Source organism: Micromonospora sp. LHW51205 (assembly GCF_003315815.1).
Taxonomy (GTDB): Bacteria; Actinomycetota; Actinomycetes; order Mycobacteriales; family Micromonosporaceae; genus Micromonospora; species Micromonospora chalcea.
This window is the reverse complement of sequence record NZ_QMEZ01000006.1, coordinates 276,236-293,243: the sequence shown is the minus strand read 5'-3', so window position 1 is coordinate 293,243 and position 17,008 is coordinate 276,236. Positions and strand designations below refer to the sequence as shown.

Sequence of the window (17,008 nt, the reverse complement as noted above, 5' to 3'; positions counted from 1 at the left end):
CGCGCCGGGCAGCGCGGGTACACCTGGGCGGTGATCCTCATCCAGCGGGTCCGCGTCCGGTGGACCGCCGACGCCCGCGGCGCGCCTGCGGCGAACGCCCGCCGTGGCCTGGTCCGGGCGATGCCGCTGCCCCGGGCGCTGCCGGAGGGCGAGGTGGTCGTCCACGAGGTGCTAGCCGACCGGGCAGCCGGCTACGAGCACCGGGACGGGGTACGCGCCGGAGACGTCGCGCTGACCCGCGAGGCCGGGCTCTGGCTCGGGCGTGACCAGGCGTGCATCGTCGTGGACCGGCTGCCCGGGTCGGCGGCGTTTCCGCGCCCGTCGGCGTCGGCACGGCTGTTCACGCTCGCCCCCGGGCAGGTCGGCCGCTACCGGGCCAACTTCCGGTTCACCGGCTGCGGGTGCGATCCGAGCTGGTACTACGAGGAGTGGCTGGTGCACGTCGGACACGGTGCGGTGGCATCCTTCGGCGCGCCGGACCGCGACGTCGACCACCGCGTGCACCTGTACGGGTAGGCGTCAGCTGTCGAACCAGACGACGAGTCGTACGTTGTCCTCGCCGTGCCGTTCGGCCAGCTCGCGCATGCCTTCCAGCACCGCGCGCAGCGCCGGGTCACGCTGCAGCGCATCGCTGTTGGACAGGCGCTCCACCCGCCACATCACGTTTCCCGAGCGCCATTCGGTGCCCTCCGGGTAACTGCTGCCCCGGTGATCCGCGTGCTCGCCGGCTACCTCGCGCCAGGATCGCCCGTGCCGGGTGGCCTTGCTCCGGTAGCGCGGTCCTTCGGCCGTCAGGTCGTACACGTGGATCCGGTCGTCCACCCGGGGCGATGGCGCGCTCCAGTCGATGCGTGCCACCTCCGCCCACGACACCCAGGTGGGGTCGTGATGGCGTTCGGTGAAGTGACGAGCGCGCAGGCTCGCGCTGACGTCGTCCGGCAGGCCACGGCCGGGCGCGACCGGCTCGAACCCGGCGAAGTTGCGCACACCGAACAGCAGGCCGAAGGCGTCGTAAATGGTGGAGACCTCCCGCAGGCTGATGTCGGTCAGCTCCCACGGCGAACCCGTACCGTGCGGCCGGATCTCCACCCCACCCCAGATGTCGGTACTCACGTCGCTCCACCCCCGCAGCCGAGACGGTTCGATGTCCGCCACGACCATCGCACCCGGCGGCAAGGCGCCGCAGCCCGGACCTGACTGCTGCGGGGCGGCGCGGTGGCTAGGCTGTGCCGGTGCGGAAGGCGGGGTCCCGGGGTGACCGTCATGGTTGACGCGGACGACGTGCGTCGGGTGGCGTTGTCGCTGCCCGACGTGGTCGAGATCGACAGTGACGGCTTCGACTTCCGGGTCGCCGGCAAGGGGTTCGTCTGGTCCTATCCCGAACGTACGCCCGGGAAGCCGCGGCGCATCCGCACCGACATCGCCGTGCTGTACGTGGGCGACGAGGCGGAGAAACAGGCCCTGCTCCTCGGCGAGCCCGACCTCTTCTTCACCACCCCCGCGTACGAAGGGTTGCCCCTGGTCATGCTGCGGCTGGCGCGCGTCGGCGTCGAGCGTCTGACGGAACTGGTCACCGACGCGTGGCGGATGCGTGCCCCCGGCTCGCTCACCGGTGAACCCGGCGCGTGACCCCGCACGCTATCCGTCGAGGATCTGCTCCCGGAGGATGTCCGCGTGCCCGCAGTGCTGGGCGAGCTCGCGCAGGACGTGGAGATACACCCAGCGCAGCGGAAGCGGCCCCCGTCGGTGCCCGGTGAGCATGTCGTCCAGACCTCGCGTGGAGGTCGCCCGGCGTGACGCGTCCCGGGAGTCGCGGTAGGCCTGCCGGACCCCGGCGATCGTGTCGCCGTCGTCGAGGAGGAACGAGTCCTCCGACCGCTCCGGGATGCCGATCTCGGCGCGAGACCGACCCGTGACGGCTTCGTCGAACCAGACCTTCTCGACGAAGGTGGCGTGCTTCACCAGACCCAGCAGCGTGGTGCGGGAGGCCACCAACGATCGGCGCGCCTGTTCCTCGGTCAGTCCGTCCAGGCAGCGGTCGAGCGCGTCGCGGTGTTCGTCGAGAAACGCCTCGAACTGGGCCTGGACCGGCTGCGCGACGACTTCGGCGGAGAAGGTGGGCGGGAAGGACGGCATGGACGCAGCATTCCAGATCGGCGGCCGGATGAGCGCGGGGTGTATCAGGCGGGCCGCTGACGAACCGCGACGATCTCGGCGTGGTGAGCGACCGCCCAGTCGGCCAGCGCGGAAAGCGGCTCCAGAAGGCTGACACCGAGTGGCGTCAGCCGGTACTCGACGCCCGGCGGCACCGTCGGAAACACCTCACGCTCGACCAGGCCGTCGCTTTCCAGCGCACGCAGTGTCCGGCTGAGCATGCGCGGGCTGATGCCCTCCACGGCGCGGTGCAACTCGTTGAACCGGTGCGGATGCCGGCCGAGCAGGGTGATCAGCAACAGCGTCCACTTGTCGCTCACCCGCCGCAGCAGGTCGGTGACCGGACAGCGGTCGTACTCGCCGGCCGGAACCGGCACCGGCAGCCGATGATCGAGCAGCGAGGCACTCACATCGGTGTCACCTGTGGACATGAAAGTGCCTTCTTTCGCCTCCGCCGGCCTGCTGCCCAGGATGGGGCAGGTCGATGAGCACACGATAAGGGGGCGACGTGGGCGTCGTGGTGGTCAGTGGCGGCACGAACGGAATGGGGCGTGCGTTCGCCCTGGGGCGGGCCGAACGTGGCGACCGCGTCCTGGTGCTCGGCCGCAACCGTGCACGTGGCGAGGCGATGGCCGGCGGCCTGATCGCCTTCCTTCCCGTCGACCTGTCCAGCACGGCCGAGACGCGGCAGGTCATCGAGCACATCCTCGGCGAGCACCAGGTCGTGGACGCGTTGACGCTGTTCGCCAACGCGGTGGCGCCGCGTCGCGTCGAGACGGTGGAGGGACTGGAGCGTACGTTCGCGCTCTACTACGTCAGTCGCTACCTGCTCAGTTTCGGTCTGCGTCCGGCCCTGGACCGGGCGGTCGCGCCGGTGATCGTGAACGTCGCCGGTGTCGGGGTCACGAGAGGCGAGGTGCGCTGGGCCGATCCGCAGATGGGGGAGGGCTACTCGGCCGTCGCCGCCCAGTTGCAGGCCGGGCGGGCCAACGACCTGCTCGGCGTGGGCTTCGCCCAGCGGTCCGGCAGCCGCGCCCGATACGTGCTCTACCATCCCGGGTTCACCAGGAGCGGTGACCGTAGCGCGCTCCCGTTCGTGGTAAGGGGGCTGCTCGCGGTGGCGGCGGCGGTCGCCGCCCGGTCCGTCGCGGACGCGGTGGCGCCGATTCACCGGTTCCTGGACGCGCCGCCGACCGCGCCGGTGACCGCCGTCGACCGGGGGAAGCAACTTCCGCCCGGTTTCCCGACCCTCGACCCTCATAACGCCGAGCGGTTGATGGACCTCACGGAGAGGCTGCTGCGGTGAGGCGCCGCGCCGACGCTACGGCCGGAAGTAGTCGGACATCATGCTGCTGACCCACTCCGGCTGCCGGACGTTCGTGGGGACGAACTCCACCAGCACCGGCTTCAGGTCGATGACCGGCGTGCCGGACACCGCGTCGAGGCCCACCACCGTCAGTTCCCGGCCGTGGACCGACTCGATGCGGCAGCACGTCACGCCGATCCGGTTCGGCCGACGGGGACCACGGCCGGCGAACACGCCCATCGGCGGCAGGTCGGCCCGGCCCCGGTAGGGACGGGGCTCGCGGTGGTCGCCGCCGTCCGGGAACCGGTCGAAGACGAACACGACCTCCACGTGCGAGAACTCCTCCAGGCCCTGCAGGCACGCCTCGCCGAAGCGCTCGTCGACGACGATCGTGCTGCGGACGGCGCCCCAGTTGTCGCTGTGCTGGATGTCCGTCCGGTCGTTGCGGACCGTGCCGATGGGGGTGATCTCGAAGCTGGGCATGCCCGGAGAGTAGTTCCGCGTGGCTCGTCACGGGGGCCCACGAGCCGGGCCACCGGCGCTAGGCTCATGATCATGGACGTTCTCCGATACGCGGCGTTCACCGCCGACCCGGCCGGCGGCAACCCGGCCGGTGTCGTGCTCGACGCCACCGGGGTGGATGACGCGGAGATGCAGCAGGTGGCGGCGCAGGTCGGCTACTCCGAGACGGCGTTCCTCCTGCCCGGCGAGGGCGGGCGGTTCACGGTGCGCTACTTCAGCCCGAAGGCGGAAGTGCCGTTCTGCGGGCACGCGACGATCGCGTCCGCGGTCGCGTACGCGCAGCGGCACGGCCCCGGCGCGCTGCACCTGGACACCCGCGCCGGACTGGTCGAGGTCGCCACGAGCGCGCAGGCCGACGGCACCACCACCGCCACGCTCACCAGCGTCGCGCCGCGCACCGTACCGCTGGGCGCGGACGACCTGGCGGCGCTGCTCGCCGCGTTGCGCTGGTCGCCGGACGATCTCGACGCGACGCTGCCGCCGCGTGTCGCGTACGCCGGGGCCTGGCATCCGATCGTGGCCGCCGCGACCCGGCAGCGCCTGGCGGACCTGGACTACGACATGGCGGCGCTGAGCGCGCTCATGGCCGAGCGGGACTGGACGACGATCGACCTGGTGCATCGCGAGTCCCCGCTGGTGTTCCACGCGCGCAATCCGTTCCCGCCCGGCGGCGTGGTCGAGGATGCCGCGACCGGCGCGGCGGCCGCCGCGTTCGGCGGTTACCTGCGCGAGATGGGCCTGGTGCGGCCGCCCGCCACAGTCACCGTGCGGCAGGGCGAGGACATGGGCCGCCCGAGCCTGCTCACCGTCGGCATCCCCGCCGATCCCGGCGCCGGGATCGCGGTGACCGGCACCGCCGTGCCCATTCCACCCGCTGAGGCGGCCCGGTGAGGCCGGACCACTACGACGGCTTCGCCGAGCGGTACGCCGCGGAGAACGAGTCCAGCCTGTTCAACGCCTACTACGAGCGGCCCGCGATGCTGGAACTCGCCGGGGACGTGCGGGGCCGGCGGATCCTCGACGCGGGCTGTGGCACCGCCCCGCTGTCCGAGGCGCTCGCCGCGCGCGGGGCCGTCGTGACCGGCTTCGACGGCAGCCCGGCGATGGTGGAGCTGGCCCGCGAGCGGCTCGGCGGGGACGCGACGCTGCTGGTGGCCGACCTGGGCGCGCCGCTGCCGCTCGCCGACGGCGCGTTCGACGACGTGATCGTGTCGCTGGTGCTGCACTACTTGGAGGACTGGACCGCGCCGTTGGCCGAGCTGCGCCGTGTGCTGCGTCCCGGCGGCCGGCTCCTGGTGTCGGTGAACCATCCGATCGGGTACGAGGTGGCGTTCCCGGACGCCGACTACTTCGCCGTCGCGAGCTGGTCAGAGGAGTACGACTTCGACGGGCAGCGCGCCACGCTCACCTACTGGCACCGGCCGCTGCACGCGATGACGGCGGCGTTCACCGACGCGGGTTTCCGGCTCTCGGTGATCAGCGAACCGCCGTTCTCGCCCGACACGCCGCGCGAGCTGCTGCCCCCGGAACTCGACGGCCGTACGGCCTTCCTCTGCTTCATCTTCTTCGTTCTCGAAGCGCACTGAATCCGAGCGGCGCATAACGTCGAGCGGCGTATAACGTCGGATCCGGGTCGGCTCGTTCGTAGGACGGGTGAGAGGCGGCCGGACCGGCCGCCCGGACAAGGGAGTCATGGCATGCCGCGGTACCTGATCTCGTTCAACGACGGCGCGATGGACCACATCCCCGCGGAGGAGATCCCCCAGGTGGGCAAGGACGCGCACGCGGTCATCCAGGAGGCCGTGAACGCTGGCGTGTTCGTGTACGGCACCGGGCTCGAACGTCAGCAGGCGAGCATCGTGGGCACGGACGGGGTGGTCACCGACGGGCCGTTCCCGGAGACCAAGGAGGTCATCGGCGGGTTTGTGGTCCTCGACGTGGCCTCACGCGACGAGGCGCTGAAGTGGGCCGCCAAGATCGCCGTCTCGTGCCGCTGCGCCCAGGAGGTCCGGGAGGTCATGCCCGACCCTGAGACGGAGGCGATGCTCCGCGCGGCGGGCCGCTGACCGGTCCGATGTCGACGCGACGACGGTGGGCGGGGCACCCGGACGGAGGCCACGCCTACCATGATCGCTAGCCTCGTGCGGTGAAACGTGAACTCGCCGCGCTCTCCCTGCTGTTCGTCGTCTCCGCGTGTGCGCCCGCGGAACCCGTGCCGTCGACGTCCGCCACCCCGTCGTCGTCCGCGTCGGCCTCGGCCGCTCCTCAGGCCGGCTCGACCGCGCCCGCGGACAAGGTCGCGGCCGGTGCGTGCAACATGGTGGCCCGGGTGGTCGAGCAGCAGGACGTCCGCTTCACCTCGAACTCGCCGATCGCCATGCGTGCCCGCAAGGCGGCCGACCCGGGCGTCCGGGACGCCGGCGAACGGCTGGCGGTGGCGGCGAAGGAATCCGGGGACATGTTCGTCCGCAACGACCCGAACGAGGACACCGGCCCGGTCGACGCCCGTATGGCCGAGGCGCAGCGCGGGCTCCTGTCCGCGTGCACGGCGCTGTTCGGGCCGCAGCCGTGGCCGTTCGCCCCGTCGCCGACACCGACCACCTGAGCCGCGGCGCTGATGCCGGCTCATGCCGGGCCGGCGGCCCCGGCGATGGCGAGTGTGTGCTGATATTCGCGCCAGTGGGCCAGCTTGCCGTCCCGGGTCCGCAACACCCCGATGAACGGCGCGGACGCGGTCACCCCGGTCACCGTGTGCGTGCCGACGAGCTCGTACTCGACCACGATCACCTCGGGATCGGCGGTCTCGTGTACGACCACGCCGCGGCACTCGTCGAACCGCACCGGGAACGACGCCCGGCCCGCTCGCGTGTACTCGAGAACGGACTGCTTCCCCTCGGTGCGGGTCGGGTGGCCGGGCGCGGCGAAGGGCGTCTCGATCACCACGTCGTCGGCCAGCGAATCGGCCTCGAAGGTGGGCAGGTTCGCCAGCCACCTGGCGCGCATGCTCTCGAAGATCTGCTGTGGTGTCACGTCGGCCTCCGCGATAATGAGTCATGACTCGACTTGTGGCTCCGAGAATAATGAGTGGAGACTCACTTTGGTAGAGGGTCCGCCCCTGCGCGCCGACGCGCAACGCAACCGGGCACGCATCCTGGACGCCGCCGAGGCGGTCTTCGCCGAGTTCGGCGCCCGCGCCTCCACCGAGGAGGTGGCCCGCCGGGCCGGCGTTGCCATCGGCACGGTCTTCCGTCATTTCCCCACCAAGGAGGACCTGCTCGCCGCGCTCATGAAGCGACTGCTCGCACAGCTCACCGAGGAGGCGGGACGACACGACCTCTTCGGTTTCTTCAGACACACGGTGGCCCAGGCCGCCGCGAAGAAGACGGCAGTCGAACTGCTCGCCGGATCCGGCGTGGACATCCGGCTCCCGGATGCGGTAGGTCACCTGGAGGAGGCGATGGGCAGGCTGCTGCAACAGGCCCAGGCCGACGGAACCGTCGCCGACTCGGTACGGCTACCCGAGGTGATGGCGCTGCTCACCGGCATGTGCCAGGGCGCGCTGCACGGCGGATGGGACGAGCACCTGCAAGCCCGGACGCTGGCGGTCGTCTTCGCCGGCTTCGAGCGCGGCTGACGGTCCGGGATCACACCGCGATAAACCGGTTGGCCCGCCCGGCGAGCGCTGTTACCTTGCCGGTGGCCGTGCCGAGAACGAGGGAGGTGGTACCCGTGACCGCAGTATCGACATGGGTGCTCCCCTCGGGGGTCACGGCCGGGCGATAGGTCGTCCGGGAGCGCCGTCGCACTCCCGAAAGGCACGACCATGCGCTTCACCTCCGAACAGCGCCTCGCCGACGGCGTCCGCGAACGCGAGTTCACCCTCGGCGAGATCCCGGGCATCCTGTGGACGCCCGCCTCCACGTCGGCGCCGGCCCCGCTGATCCTGCTCGGCCACCCCGGCGGACTGCGCCGGATGTATCCCCGCCTGGCGGCCCGGGCGCAGGGCTGCGTCGAACAGGGCTTCGCCGCCGCCACCATCGAACTGCCCGGCGGTGGCGACCGGCCCTCGTCCGCCGCCGCGGAGCAGGCCCGCGCCGACCTGCGCCGGGCACTGGCAGCCGGCGAGCGGGTCGCCGACGAGGTGGTCGACCGGCTCGTCCTGCCGCTGGTGGAGGAGGCGGTCCCGGAGTGCCGGGCCGCGCTGGACGCGCTCCTCGCGCTGCCCGAGGTCGGCGGCCCGGTCGGGTACGCCGGCGGGGTGATCTCGATCGGCGTACGGCTGGCGGTGGTCGAACCGCGCATCGTGGCCGCGCTCCTGTTCGCCGGAAGCTTCGTGCCGCGCGCCATCATCGAGGAGGCCCGGCGGGTCACCATCCCGCTGCACGTCCTGTTGCAGTGGGACGACGAGGGCAACGACCGGCGGATGGCGCTGGACCTGTTCGACGCCTTCGGCTCGTCGGAGAAGACGCTGCACGCCAACATGGGCGGGCACACCGGCGTGCCGTGGTTCGAGGGGGACGCCGCGAACCGGTTCTTCGCCCGGCACCTGAAGGCGGGCCCGCCGGTGGCGGTCTCGGCGGATCCGGGGGAGCGGACGCCGTCCGGCCAATAGGGTGATCGCATGGCGCCCGTGACCGGACTGGACCACGTCGTCATCGCCGTGTCCGACTGGCGGTCCGCCACCGACTTCTATCGCGACGTCGTCGGCGCCGAGGTGATCGGCGTCGGCGGCGACCGCGTCGCCTTCCGGATCGGCCCCCACCGGTTGAGCGTGCACGGGCCGGGTCTCGACCTCGGCGGCAACGTGGCCCGGATTCCCGTCCGTCCGGGCAACAGCGACATCTGTTTCGTCTGGGCCGGGCCGATCGAGGAGGCGGTGGCGCACCTGCGGCGGCACGACGTCGAGGTGGAGACCGGACCGGTCCGGCGGGCCGGCGCCGGTGGCACCGGGACCAGTGTCTACTTCCGCGACCCGGACGGAAGCCTGCTGGAGTTCATCTCCTACCAGGAGAGGCCGTGACCGGTCAGAGCGGTGACACCACCAGCTCGACGTGCCGGGCCTCCGTCGCGTCGTCCACGGTGAACTGCAGCAGCCAGCGGCCCGGCGCCAACTCGATCTCGTCGTTGTCGTCGGCGTCGCCGACGTAGAGCCGCCCGGACGGGACGTCCAGTGTCACCTCGTACGGGTGCCCCGTGACGCGCTTCGACGTCACCCGGATGTCGAGGGTGACATCTGCCTCTCCCTCGTCCGCCACGGCGGCGGAGGCGACCACGACCGCGACGTGGTGCGTCGTGGCGAACACCGGCGCGTCCCCGGCGTGGAAGTCGATGTCGAAGTCGGTCTCGCAGAGGGCGTCGCTGAGGTAGACGGCACCCCAGTGGTAGGGGCGGACCCGGCGTACGCGTCGGTCGTCGGTCACGCGGGCCCGCCCACCGACGGCGCCCAGGTCGGGCGCCGGATCAGGCAGAACGGGTGACCGGCCGGGTCGGCGTACACGTGGTCGCCCGGCAGCCGCAGCGCGCCCAGCGCGAGTACCGCCGCACCGGCCGTGTCCTGGTCGTCGACCATCACGTCGAGGTGCATCTGCTGCGGCACTTCCGGCTCCGGCCACGTCGGCGGCGTCAGCTCGGGGGCGCGTTGGAACGCCAGCCCGGACGCCGCCGTACCGGCCGACACCACGGCGAAGTCGTCGTCCGCGTACGTGATCGGGTCGCCGAGGACCGCGCTCCAGAAGCGTGCCTCGGTCATCGGATCCGGGCAGTCGACGATCAGGTGGTGGAGCCTGCCGAGCGGCATCGCGATCGCCTCGTCAGCTCAGCCGCAGGTCGTGCTCGGCGAGGGCGGCCTCGACGACGCCCAGCGCCTTCGGTCCCATGCCGTGCAGGCGGGCCAGCTCCGCGCGCGGTACACCGGCGAGCCGGCGCAGCGTGGTGTAGCCGGCCGCGGTCAGCGCCCGCGTGGCCGGCGCGCTGATCTTCGGCAGGCGGTCCAGGGACGACGTCATCGCCCGATGCTAGACCGCCACGGTGCGGCTCGCCTGCCCGTCCTTCGGCCCGTCAGGGACGGAATGGGGGAAAGACCCGACGGGCATATCGGGGCGTTTCCGTATGGGACTCGGGTGGGACGCCGCTGAAGAATCGACAGGCATCCAAGACACCGGGAGGTGCCGTGTTCCGACGTACCGTGGCCGTCGCTCTGGCCGCGCTCACCGTCCTGGCGGGACTGCCCGGCGCGGCGCGCGCCGGGCTTCCGCCGCAGCGGCTCGTGTGGAGCGAGTGCGCCGACGACCTGCCGGACGTCCCGCCGGATGAACGCGTGCGGTGCGCCCGGCTGCGGGTGCCGGTGGACTGGGCCCGGCCGCACGGTCCGACGGTCGACCTCGCCGTGGCACGCCGGTCCGCGCGCCTGCCGGAGCAGCGGGTGGGCACGCTGGTGTTCGGGCCGGGAGGCCCCGGCGACTCGGGAGTGGAACGGATCCGCAAGGGCGACCGGTTCAGCGACGAGTTGCTGGACCGGTTCGACCTGGTCAGTTTCGACCCGCGTACGGTCGCCCGCACCGCCGCGCCGGTCTGCGCCCCGGATCCGGCGCTGCGCAAGCCGGCCGTCCCGCTGACCGGTCAGGCCGACTTCGACGCCGCGGTGGCCTACAACCAGGCGCTGTGGCGCAGGTGCCGTCCGACCAGCCCGGTGTTCGACCACGCCGACACGCTCAGCACCGTCCGTGACCTCGACGCGTTGCGGCGGGCGCTGGGGGAGCGGCAGCTGTCCTTCCACGGCAGCTCGTACGGCACGCTGCTGGGCCAGCAGTACGCCGAGCGGTACCCCGGCCGCGTGCGGGCTGTCGTGCTGGAGGGCGTGTTCGACCACAGCCTCGACGTGCGCTCCTTCGTGCGGACGCAGGCCGCCGCGTTGCAGGACTCGTTCGACGAGTTCGTGTCCTGGTGCGACAGGTCGCCGGAGTGCGTGCTCCACGCACGCGACGTGCGGGCGGTCTGGGCGCAGGCGCTGGCCCGCGCGGACCGGGGCGAGTACGCCCCCCGTACCGCCTTCGACGTCACCGCTGTGGCGCTCGGCCTGCTCGCCGGTCCGCGTTGGCCGCAACTCGCGGTGATCGTGCGGGACATGGCCGCCGGTACGCCGCCACCGGAAGTGAATCTCCCGGTCTCCGTCGCGGCGTTCTGCGCGGACTGGCCGGCGCAGGTACGCGACTACGCCGCGTACGCCGGCGTGGTCCGGGACGCCCGGGCCGTCGCCCCGGACGTCCGGTACGGCGCCGGCCTCCTGGCCGTGCAGACGTGCCTGGGCTGGCCGTCCCCGGTCCGCAACCCGCCGCACGAGCTGAACGTGCACACCCGCACGCCGCTGCTGCTGCTCAACGCCCGGCACGATCCCCGAACCGGCTACGCCTGGGCCGTGAACGTCGCCCGGCAACTCGGCCGGCACGGACGCCTGGTCACCTACGAGGGCTGGGGCCACGGCACCTACCAGCGCACCGACTGCACGACCGCGGTGGTGGACCGGTACCTCGTCGACCTGACCGTGCCCGCCCCGGGCACGCGATGCCCGGCAAGCTGACCGCTGCGGGACCGCCGGTGCGGCAGGTTGACGCGACCCGCCGGACAGGTCGGCGACGCAACACGTACAGCCGATCAGAACCTCGTCAACGGTCGCCGAGCAGTCCGCGTCCGGCCATGAAGGCGCGCAGCGTCCCGGCGTCCTCGGCGGACATCAGCCACCGGGGGATCACCGTGGCCGGCATCCGTCCCACGTACACGATCCAGAAATCCGGGGTCTCGGTGACCCGCTCGACGCCGTCCCAGGCGATGCCGCCGGACTCCGAACCGCTGCGCATCATGATGTTACGGTCGTCGATGTCGTAGCCGCCCTCGACCGCGTAGCCGCCGGAGCGGCGCCGGGCCCGCCACCGCACCCACGGCGCGTACAGCATCGACAGCACGCCGGCCACGATCAACGCGGTCCACAGCGACGCGAAGCGGCCACCCCGCTCCGAGGCCTGCGAAGCGACCCAGCCGATCACCCCGATCGCGGCGAGGACCGCGCCGATGTAGCCGAAGCGGCGCAGCCGGGCGGCGGCGAGCGCGGCGGCCACGCGGGCCGGATAGGCGGGGTCGGCCGGTACGGCGAAACGGATCTGCACGCCCGAACGATAGTGCCCCGCCCGCCTGTCCCGAGCCGGACCCGCGCCGGCGGGCGGTCAGATCCGGCGCAGCACCAGCGTCACGAACCCCAGCACGCCGCGGTATCCGCGCAGCCACTGGTCCCGGTGCTCCCGGGCGGTGGCGAGCGCGCCGGCGGCATCCGGGTGACCCGGGTTGTCCAGTGCCCACTCGGTCAGCGAACCGGTCCACGACCACTCGTAGTCGTCCCACTCGGCGGCGTCGCTGACGTGCGCGTACACCGGGGTCCAGCCGGTTTGCTCGGCGGCCGCGACCAGACCGGCGAGGTCGGTGTGGTCGTCGGGTTTCGCGCCCAGCGCCGCCAGCGCCTGCGGCGTCGGCGGCACCTGCCAGAATCCCTCGCCCACCATCAGGACGCCGTCGGCGTTCACGTGCCGGCCGGCCAGTTCCAGCGTCTCGCCGAACCCGCCGAACGCGTGCGTCGACCCGACGCAGAGCACCAGGTCGTAGTCGCCGTCCGGCACGTACGACCGGGCGTCGCGCTCGTGCAGCGTGAGCCGGTCGGCGAGGCCGCGCACGGCGGCGGCCTCCGTGGCGCGTTCCAGCGCGTACGGGTTGAGGTCCACGCCGTCGGCGTGCCCGTCCGGGTGGTGCGCGAGGGCCTGTAACGCCCAGGCGGCCTCCCCGCAGCCCAGGTCGAGGATCCGGGCCGCCGGCCGGCGACCGGCCCGGCGCAGCAGCCGGTTGACGTTGACGCCGGAGAGCGGCGCCGCGATCGGGTGGTGCGAGTGCGCGATGCTGCTGAGCCGTTGACGGTCCATCGCCGCAGTCAACACGAGCACAGCCGGATTGTCGTGCCGGTCAGGCGCGGCAGACAATCGTCGCGTCGTCGGTGGCGACGCCCCCGCGTGCCTCCGCCGCCCGGACCCGGGCGATGACCTCGTCCGGGCCGGCGGTCTCCAGCAGGCGCAGCAGCCCCGGCCAGTCGGTCAGGCCGAACGTGTCCACGAGACGGCTCGCGCCGTTGCTGAGCAGCGCCGCGCCGGTCACGTCGTGGGCCGGGCACTCGCCGGTGACCGCCTCGGCCACCACCGCCGGATCGTCCTTGGCGACCCAGAAGCCGCCGGGGCTGTTGCGGCGGGACCGCAGCTCCATCAGCAGCCGCCGGTACTCGTCGCCGCCCTCCGGCACGTCCTTCAGCCGCTCCTCGAAGGCTCGGGCGATCACCACCTCACGCGGATCGTGGGCGACGACGGGATCACCGGCCGCCCGGCCGACCAGCGCGACCGCGTCACCGAGGACCAGGTGCTCGACGGTCCCGCCGGAGAACCGCAGCATCGCCACCGCGGCGAACGGGCTGATCGGGTGGGCGACGTCGCAGGTGTCGCGGTGCTGGTCGGTGACCCGCTCGATGCCCTCGGCCAGCACGTCGCGCAGGCTCCGCTCCTGCGCCAGCGCGCCGAGCAGCGCACCGCCGAGGCGGGTCGCGTACCAGGCGATGCCGTGACGGCAGACCTCGTCCGCGCCCGCGATGCCGCCGGCGCCGTCGACCAGGACCAGGCCGCAGGGTACGGCGCCGGCGAAATCCTCATTGGTACGGCCCGGATGTCCCGCGTCGGTCGCCATCGCTACCCGCATGCGCCTCATCATGCCCGGGCCGACCGGAACGCGATGTCCCTCGCGGCTGGCTGACCCGCGACGCGCGCGCCGGGGATCCGGGCCCGCATCCACGACGGCGTCGTTCGAGCGTACGCCCGGTCAGACCCGCCGGTCGCCGAGTACCACAGCGCCCACCAACCCCCGGCGCTCGTGCTGTGGGGCCGGCACGACGCCTACTTCGACGTGGACAGGTGCTCGCGCAGCATCGCGCGCTGGACCCGGATGGACGCGCACCTCTTCGACGGCGGCCACCTGCTGCTGGAGACCCACGCGGCCGAGTGCGCCGCGCTCCTGCGCGCGTTCGTCCGGGACCACTCGTGAGCCGGGACGTGGGTCACGGCGTGGCCGGCGGCTTCGCCTTCTGCGGGTGGAACGTCTCGTGGCGGGCCAGCATGGCGACGAACTCACCGATCTTGCGTTCCCGGGTCTCCGCGCGCTTGACCGCGTTCAGCCGGTGGATGAGCGCGAACCTGTTGGCGCTGGTGAGGACGTCGAGCATGGCTTGGGCGGCGGGCTCGGCGGCGACGGCGGCGAGCAGGTCGGCCGGCAGCTCGGCCTCCGACGGAGGCGCGTACGCCGCCGCCCACCGGCCGTCCGCCTTCGCGGCCTCCACCGCCGCGCGGCCGGCGGGTGTCATCCGCCCCTGCTCCTCCAGCCGGGCCACGTGCGCGACGTTGCGCTGCGACCAGGAGCTGCGGGCCCGGCGCGGGGTGAACCGGATCCAGGAGCTCTCGTGGTCACGCTTGCGGGCCTGCCCGTCGATCCAGCCGAAGCACAGCGCCTCGTCGACCGCCTGCTGCCAGGTCAGTGTGGTGAGCGTGCCGCCCTTGCGGGTCAGGGCGAGCCAGACGCCGGGCGACGTGTCGTGGTGGGCGGACAACCACGCGCGCAGCGCCTCCGCGTCGGGCACGATCAGCTCGTCCAGCTCGGCGGTTCCCATGGCCGGAAGGCTATGCCACGGGTACGACGCTAGGGCCGGGCGTGCGGCTCAGCCGCCGGCTGCTCGCCGTCGGGCGACGGATCGGCCGCTCGCCGCAGCCGCCGTCCGGCCACCAGCAAAGCCACGCCTGCGCCGGTGAGCCCCGCGCCCATCAGCCCGCCCGCGACCCCCGCCGCCGGATCGCCCTCACGGAACGCGTACGCCACGGCCGCGGTCAGGATCGGCGCACCGAGGGAGATCGCCATCCACCCGCCGAGGATGTCCTCCTTGTCGGCGAAGGCGTTCGTACTGATCAGGAAGATCAGGATCATGGCAGCGGCGAGGCCGACGAGTAACAACGCCGCGAGGATCAGCGCCGGGTCGCGGGGGAGCAGCCCGGCGGCCGCGGCGAGCACGTAGATGATCGCCGCCGCGATGAGGTTCGCGAGCACGTTCGTCATCACGTTCGCAACGAACCTCCGCAGCCCGCCGCGCCCGGTGCCGGCCGGCGCCGTCACGACGTCCGCGAATCGTGCGACCGGCGGGCCGCCAGCAACTCGTCCAGGTGCGCCTCGCTCCACGACCGGGCGGCCGCGACCAGCGTCAGCAGGCTTCGCCCCAGCGGCGTCAGCGCGTACTCCACGCGCGGCGGGTTCTCGTCGTAGGCGGTCCGCGTGACCAGGCCGTCGCGTTCCATCGCCCGCAACGTCTCGGCCAGCACCTTCGGCGTGATCGTGCGCAGCGGCGCCCGCAACTCGGTGAACCGGCGCGGCCCGTGCTCCAGGCACAGCACCACCATCGCGGTCCACTTGTCGCCGATCTGCAACGGCATCATCCGCGACGGACAGGCGGGGTGGAACATGTCCGGATCGAGCGGCGTCACCGCCCGAGCGTAACCCGGTACCGTTGCGGTAACCGGCACCCCGCGTCCTACCGTCGCGCCATGACCAGCATCGCCGTCTTCGGCGCGGGCGGCCGGGCCGGCCGCGCCGTCACCGCCGAGGCCCACCGCCGCGGCCACCGCGTCACCGCCGTCGTCCGCGACCCCGCCCGCCATCCCGACCTCACCTCCGCGGTACGCGGCGACGTCACCGACCCGGAGACGGTCACCTCCATCGGGTACGGGCACGACGCCGTCGTCCACGCGGTCAGCCCGGCCTCCGGGCCGGACGCGCTCGCCGCCGCCGGCCTCGATCCGGAGTTCTTCGTCCGGGCAGCCGACGCGCTGCTGCACGGCCTGGCCCGCGCGGACGTGCCCCGGCTCGTGGCGATCGGCCTGTTCGCCACCCTGATCGACGCGCACGGCCGGCCCCTCTACGACGACCCGGCCGTGCTGCCCGCCGAGCTGCGGCCGTTCGCGCTCAGCCACGCCGCCGGCCTGGACCGGCTCCGCGCGGCGGACACCACAGTCGACTGGCTGGTGCTCACCCCACCCGCCGCGCTGGACGTGGCCGGTACCCGCACCGGCCGGTACCGCCTCGGCGGCGAGCGCGCCCCGGCGTCGGCGCCCCTGTCGTACGCCGATCTGGCGGTGGCGGTGGTCGACGAGATCGAGTCGCCGCGCCACCATCGGACGCGGGTCTCCGTGACCGGTGACGGCCCGGCCTAGCCGCCCGCCGCATTGTGCCGCGCCACCAGGTCCGGCAGCTCGTGCAGCGAGTCGATGCGGAACAGGCACCGGTCGGCCACGTCCGGCATGTCGAGGATGTGCCCCCACGGTCCGCGCCGGATCAGGCACGCCGACATGCCGGCGGCCATCGCGGGCGCGGCGTCGTTGTCCGGCCGGTCACCGACGTACAGGATCGCCGCCGCGTCGCCGCCGCTCTCGCGGACCACCCGGTCGAAGAACTCCGGCGCGGGCTTCGACACGCCCCAGGCCGCCGACGTGCCGATCACGTCCACCGGCAGGTCCAGCGTCCGCAGCGTCGCCTCGGCGTGCTCCGGCTGGTTGCCGGCCAGGCCGACGCGCAGACCCTGGTCCTTCAGGGCGGTCAGGCACGCCCGCGCGTCCGGGTACAGATCCTCCTCGCCGAACGACTCCGGGTCACCGGCCGCGACCCGGCGGGCGAGTTCGGCGGTGAGGTCGAAGTCGGGCCGGAAGGCTCGGAACACCTCCTGGTAGTCCAGCCCTCGGGCGATCACCGCGCCGAAGACCGCGGAGAACGTGTGCCGGGGTACGCCCAGCCAGTCCGCCCACGTCGCGAACTCGCGCGTCTCGTCGAGGATCGTCCCGCCCACGTCGAAGAAGACCGCCCGGATCATCAGCGGATCGTACTGTCGTTGATCAGCCAGTGGGGGGCGCCCGGGTG

28 protein-coding genes are annotated in these 17,008 nt (G+C 72.9%); 13 read left to right on the top strand and 15 right to left on the bottom strand.

All coding sequences use genetic code 11. The annotated features are described in order from the left end of the window. The first annotated feature begins 30 nt into the window (after positions 1-30). Positions 31-516 (top strand): hypothetical protein, encoded by a 486-nt coding sequence (locus DQE82_RS23315; protein ID WP_233514750.1) that lies wholly within the window; start codon positions 31-33, stop codon positions 514-516. Between the two features lie 3 nt (positions 517-519). On the opposite strand, the gene DQE82_RS23310 is transcribed toward DQE82_RS23315, so the two are convergent. Continuing rightward, on the bottom strand, positions 520-1,155 hold the full coding sequence (locus DQE82_RS23310) for a hypothetical protein (protein WP_147265158.1): 636 nt from the start codon (positions 1,153-1,155) through the stop codon (positions 520-522). A gap of 108 nt (positions 1,156-1,263) precedes the next feature. Between DQE82_RS23310 and DQE82_RS23305 the strand changes: the two genes are divergently transcribed. Beyond that, entirely contained in the window at positions 1,264-1,629 is a 366-nt protein-coding gene (locus DQE82_RS23305; RefSeq protein WP_199496084.1) for an MmcQ/YjbR family DNA-binding protein, read from the top strand. A gap of 9 nt (positions 1,630-1,638) precedes the next feature. Here DQE82_RS23305 and DQE82_RS23300 read toward each other — a convergent pair whose 3' ends face one another. Beyond that, positions 1,639-2,136: a DinB family protein gene (locus DQE82_RS23300; RefSeq protein WP_113973885.1), complete on the bottom strand. Its 498-nt coding sequence runs from the start codon at positions 2,134-2,136 to the stop codon at positions 1,639-1,641. A 44-nt stretch (positions 2,137-2,180) separates the two neighbouring features. Continuing rightward, positions 2,181-2,564, bottom strand: a complete 384-nt coding sequence (locus tag DQE82_RS23295) for a helix-turn-helix domain-containing protein (protein WP_233514749.1) — start codon at positions 2,562-2,564, stop codon at positions 2,181-2,183. A gap of 98 nt (positions 2,565-2,662) precedes the next feature. On the opposite strand from DQE82_RS23295, the gene DQE82_RS23290 reads away from it, so the two are divergent. Then, positions 2,663-3,460: an SDR family NAD(P)-dependent oxidoreductase gene (locus tag DQE82_RS23290; protein WP_233514748.1), complete on the top strand. Its 798-nt coding sequence runs from the start codon at positions 2,663-2,665 to the stop codon at positions 3,458-3,460. 15 nt (positions 3,461-3,475) lie between these two features. Here DQE82_RS23290 and DQE82_RS23285 read toward each other — a convergent pair whose 3' ends face one another. Continuing rightward, positions 3,476-3,943: an SAM-dependent methyltransferase gene (locus tag DQE82_RS23285; protein ID WP_064446222.1), complete on the bottom strand. Its 468-nt coding sequence runs from the start codon at positions 3,941-3,943 to the stop codon at positions 3,476-3,478. Between the two features lie 72 nt (positions 3,944-4,015). On the opposite strand from DQE82_RS23285, the gene DQE82_RS23280 reads away from it, so the two are divergent. From DQE82_RS23280 to DQE82_RS23265, 4 genes are all read left to right on the top strand, one after another. Further along, positions 4,016-4,873 (top strand): PhzF family phenazine biosynthesis protein, encoded by an 858-nt coding sequence (locus DQE82_RS23280; protein ID WP_104114230.1) that lies wholly within the window; start codon positions 4,016-4,018, stop codon positions 4,871-4,873. After that, entirely contained in the window at positions 4,870-5,568 is a 699-nt protein-coding gene (locus tag DQE82_RS23275) for a class I SAM-dependent methyltransferase (RefSeq protein ID WP_043324689.1), read from the top strand. Before DQE82_RS23280 ends, DQE82_RS23275 begins: the two co-directional genes overlap by 4 nt. 111 nt (positions 5,569-5,679) lie before the next feature. Continuing rightward, complete coding sequence (locus DQE82_RS23270; protein ID WP_069090174.1) at positions 5,680-6,048, top strand: YciI family protein; 369 nt, start codon at positions 5,680-5,682, stop codon at positions 6,046-6,048. Between the two features lie 80 nt (positions 6,049-6,128). Then, positions 6,129-6,587, top strand: coding sequence for a hypothetical protein (locus DQE82_RS23265; RefSeq protein ID WP_113973883.1), 459 nt, complete (start codon positions 6,129-6,131; stop codon positions 6,585-6,587). Between the two features lie 20 nt (positions 6,588-6,607). Here the strand turns inward: DQE82_RS23265 and DQE82_RS23260 are convergent, their stop codons facing one another. Then, entirely contained in the window at positions 6,608-7,012 is a 405-nt protein-coding gene (locus DQE82_RS23260; RefSeq protein ID WP_064446221.1) for a nuclear transport factor 2 family protein, read from the bottom strand. 67 nt (positions 7,013-7,079) lie between these two features. On the opposite strand from DQE82_RS23260, the gene DQE82_RS23255 reads away from it, so the two are divergent. The 3 genes from DQE82_RS23255 to DQE82_RS23245 all read left to right on the top strand — a co-directional run bounded on the left by DQE82_RS23255 (position 7,080) and on the right by DQE82_RS23245 (position 9,002). Further along, the gene (locus DQE82_RS23255) at positions 7,080-7,616 is read left to right on the top strand and encodes a TetR/AcrR family transcriptional regulator (RefSeq protein WP_187692440.1); all 537 of its coding nucleotides are present in this window, start codon (positions 7,080-7,082) and stop codon (positions 7,614-7,616) included. Positions 7,617-7,805: 189 nt separating this feature from the next. Continuing rightward, a complete protein-coding gene (locus tag DQE82_RS23250) occupies positions 7,806-8,594 on the top strand; it encodes a hypothetical protein (protein WP_051610962.1) in 789 nt (262 codons plus the stop codon). A 9-nt stretch (positions 8,595-8,603) separates the two neighbouring features. Continuing rightward, entirely contained in the window at positions 8,604-9,002 is a 399-nt protein-coding gene (locus DQE82_RS23245) for a VOC family protein (RefSeq protein WP_113973880.1), read from the top strand. Between the two features lie 4 nt (positions 9,003-9,006). On the opposite strand, the gene DQE82_RS23240 is transcribed toward DQE82_RS23245, so the two are convergent. The 3 genes from DQE82_RS23240 to DQE82_RS23230 are packed head-to-tail and all read right to left on the bottom strand — an operon-like array spanning position 9,007 to position 9,987. Then, complete coding sequence (locus DQE82_RS23240) at positions 9,007-9,402, bottom strand: hypothetical protein (protein ID WP_113973879.1); 396 nt, start codon at positions 9,400-9,402, stop codon at positions 9,007-9,009. Next, entirely contained in the window at positions 9,399-9,779 is a 381-nt protein-coding gene (locus DQE82_RS23235; RefSeq protein WP_113973877.1) for a VOC family protein, read from the bottom strand. Before DQE82_RS23235 ends, DQE82_RS23240 begins: the two co-directional genes overlap by 4 nt. Positions 9,780-9,792: 13 nt before the next feature. Beyond that, on the bottom strand, positions 9,793-9,987 hold the full coding sequence (locus DQE82_RS23230; protein WP_064446215.1) for a hypothetical protein: 195 nt from the start codon (positions 9,985-9,987) through the stop codon (positions 9,793-9,795). A 164-nt stretch (positions 9,988-10,151) separates the two neighbouring features. On the opposite strand from DQE82_RS23230, the gene DQE82_RS23225 reads away from it, so the two are divergent. After that, complete coding sequence (locus DQE82_RS23225) at positions 10,152-11,558, top strand: alpha/beta hydrolase (RefSeq protein ID WP_113973875.1); 1,407 nt, start codon at positions 10,152-10,154, stop codon at positions 11,556-11,558. 85 nt (positions 11,559-11,643) lie between these two features. Here DQE82_RS23225 and DQE82_RS23220 read toward each other — a convergent pair whose 3' ends face one another. Genes DQE82_RS23220 through DQE82_RS23210 form a run of 3 tightly spaced genes read right to left on the bottom strand, consistent with a single transcriptional unit; the run spans position 11,644 to position 13,759 of the window. Beyond that, positions 11,644-12,141 (bottom strand): YcxB family protein, encoded by a 498-nt coding sequence (locus DQE82_RS23220; protein WP_064446213.1) that lies wholly within the window; start codon positions 12,139-12,141, stop codon positions 11,644-11,646. 57 nt (positions 12,142-12,198) lie between these two features. Beyond that, the gene (locus tag DQE82_RS23215; protein ID WP_233514747.1) at positions 12,199-12,963 is read right to left on the bottom strand and encodes a cyclopropane-fatty-acyl-phospholipid synthase family protein; all 765 of its coding nucleotides are present in this window, start codon (positions 12,961-12,963) and stop codon (positions 12,199-12,201) included. Between the two features lie 19 nt (positions 12,964-12,982). Continuing rightward, complete coding sequence (locus DQE82_RS23210; protein WP_233514746.1) at positions 12,983-13,759, bottom strand: hypothetical protein; 777 nt, start codon at positions 13,757-13,759, stop codon at positions 12,983-12,985. Positions 13,760-13,930: 171 nt separating this feature from the next. On the opposite strand from DQE82_RS23210, the gene DQE82_RS23205 reads away from it, so the two are divergent. Next, a complete protein-coding gene (locus tag DQE82_RS23205) occupies positions 13,931-14,101 on the top strand; it encodes a hypothetical protein (RefSeq protein ID WP_233514745.1) in 171 nt (56 codons plus the stop codon). Positions 14,102-14,114: 13 nt separating this feature from the next. On the opposite strand, the gene DQE82_RS23200 is transcribed toward DQE82_RS23205, so the two are convergent. From DQE82_RS23200 to DQE82_RS23190, 3 genes are read right to left on the bottom strand one after another with little or no spacing between them, the layout of a single operon-like run. Then, on the bottom strand, positions 14,115-14,720 hold the full coding sequence (locus tag DQE82_RS23200; protein ID WP_043324674.1) for a YdeI family protein: 606 nt from the start codon (positions 14,718-14,720) through the stop codon (positions 14,115-14,117). 29 nt (positions 14,721-14,749) lie between these two features. After that, positions 14,750-15,160, bottom strand: a complete 411-nt coding sequence (locus DQE82_RS23195) for a diguanylate cyclase (protein ID WP_113973947.1) — start codon at positions 15,158-15,160, stop codon at positions 14,750-14,752. Positions 15,161-15,213: 53 nt separating this feature from the next. Beyond that, positions 15,214-15,582 (bottom strand): helix-turn-helix domain-containing protein, encoded by a 369-nt coding sequence (locus DQE82_RS23190; protein WP_223201100.1) that lies wholly within the window; start codon positions 15,580-15,582, stop codon positions 15,214-15,216. 60 nt (positions 15,583-15,642) lie between these two features. Between DQE82_RS23190 and DQE82_RS23185 the strand changes: the two genes are divergently transcribed. Continuing rightward, on the top strand, positions 15,643-16,308 hold the full coding sequence (locus tag DQE82_RS23185) for an NAD(P)-dependent oxidoreductase (protein ID WP_113973870.1): 666 nt from the start codon (positions 15,643-15,645) through the stop codon (positions 16,306-16,308). On the opposite strand, the gene DQE82_RS23180 is transcribed toward DQE82_RS23185, so the two are convergent. Next, positions 16,305-16,961: an HAD family hydrolase gene (locus DQE82_RS23180; protein ID WP_064446208.1), complete on the bottom strand. Its 657-nt coding sequence runs from the start codon at positions 16,959-16,961 to the stop codon at positions 16,305-16,307. The genes DQE82_RS23185 and DQE82_RS23180 overlap by 4 nt on opposite strands. Positions 16,962-17,008: the final 47 nt, after the last annotated feature.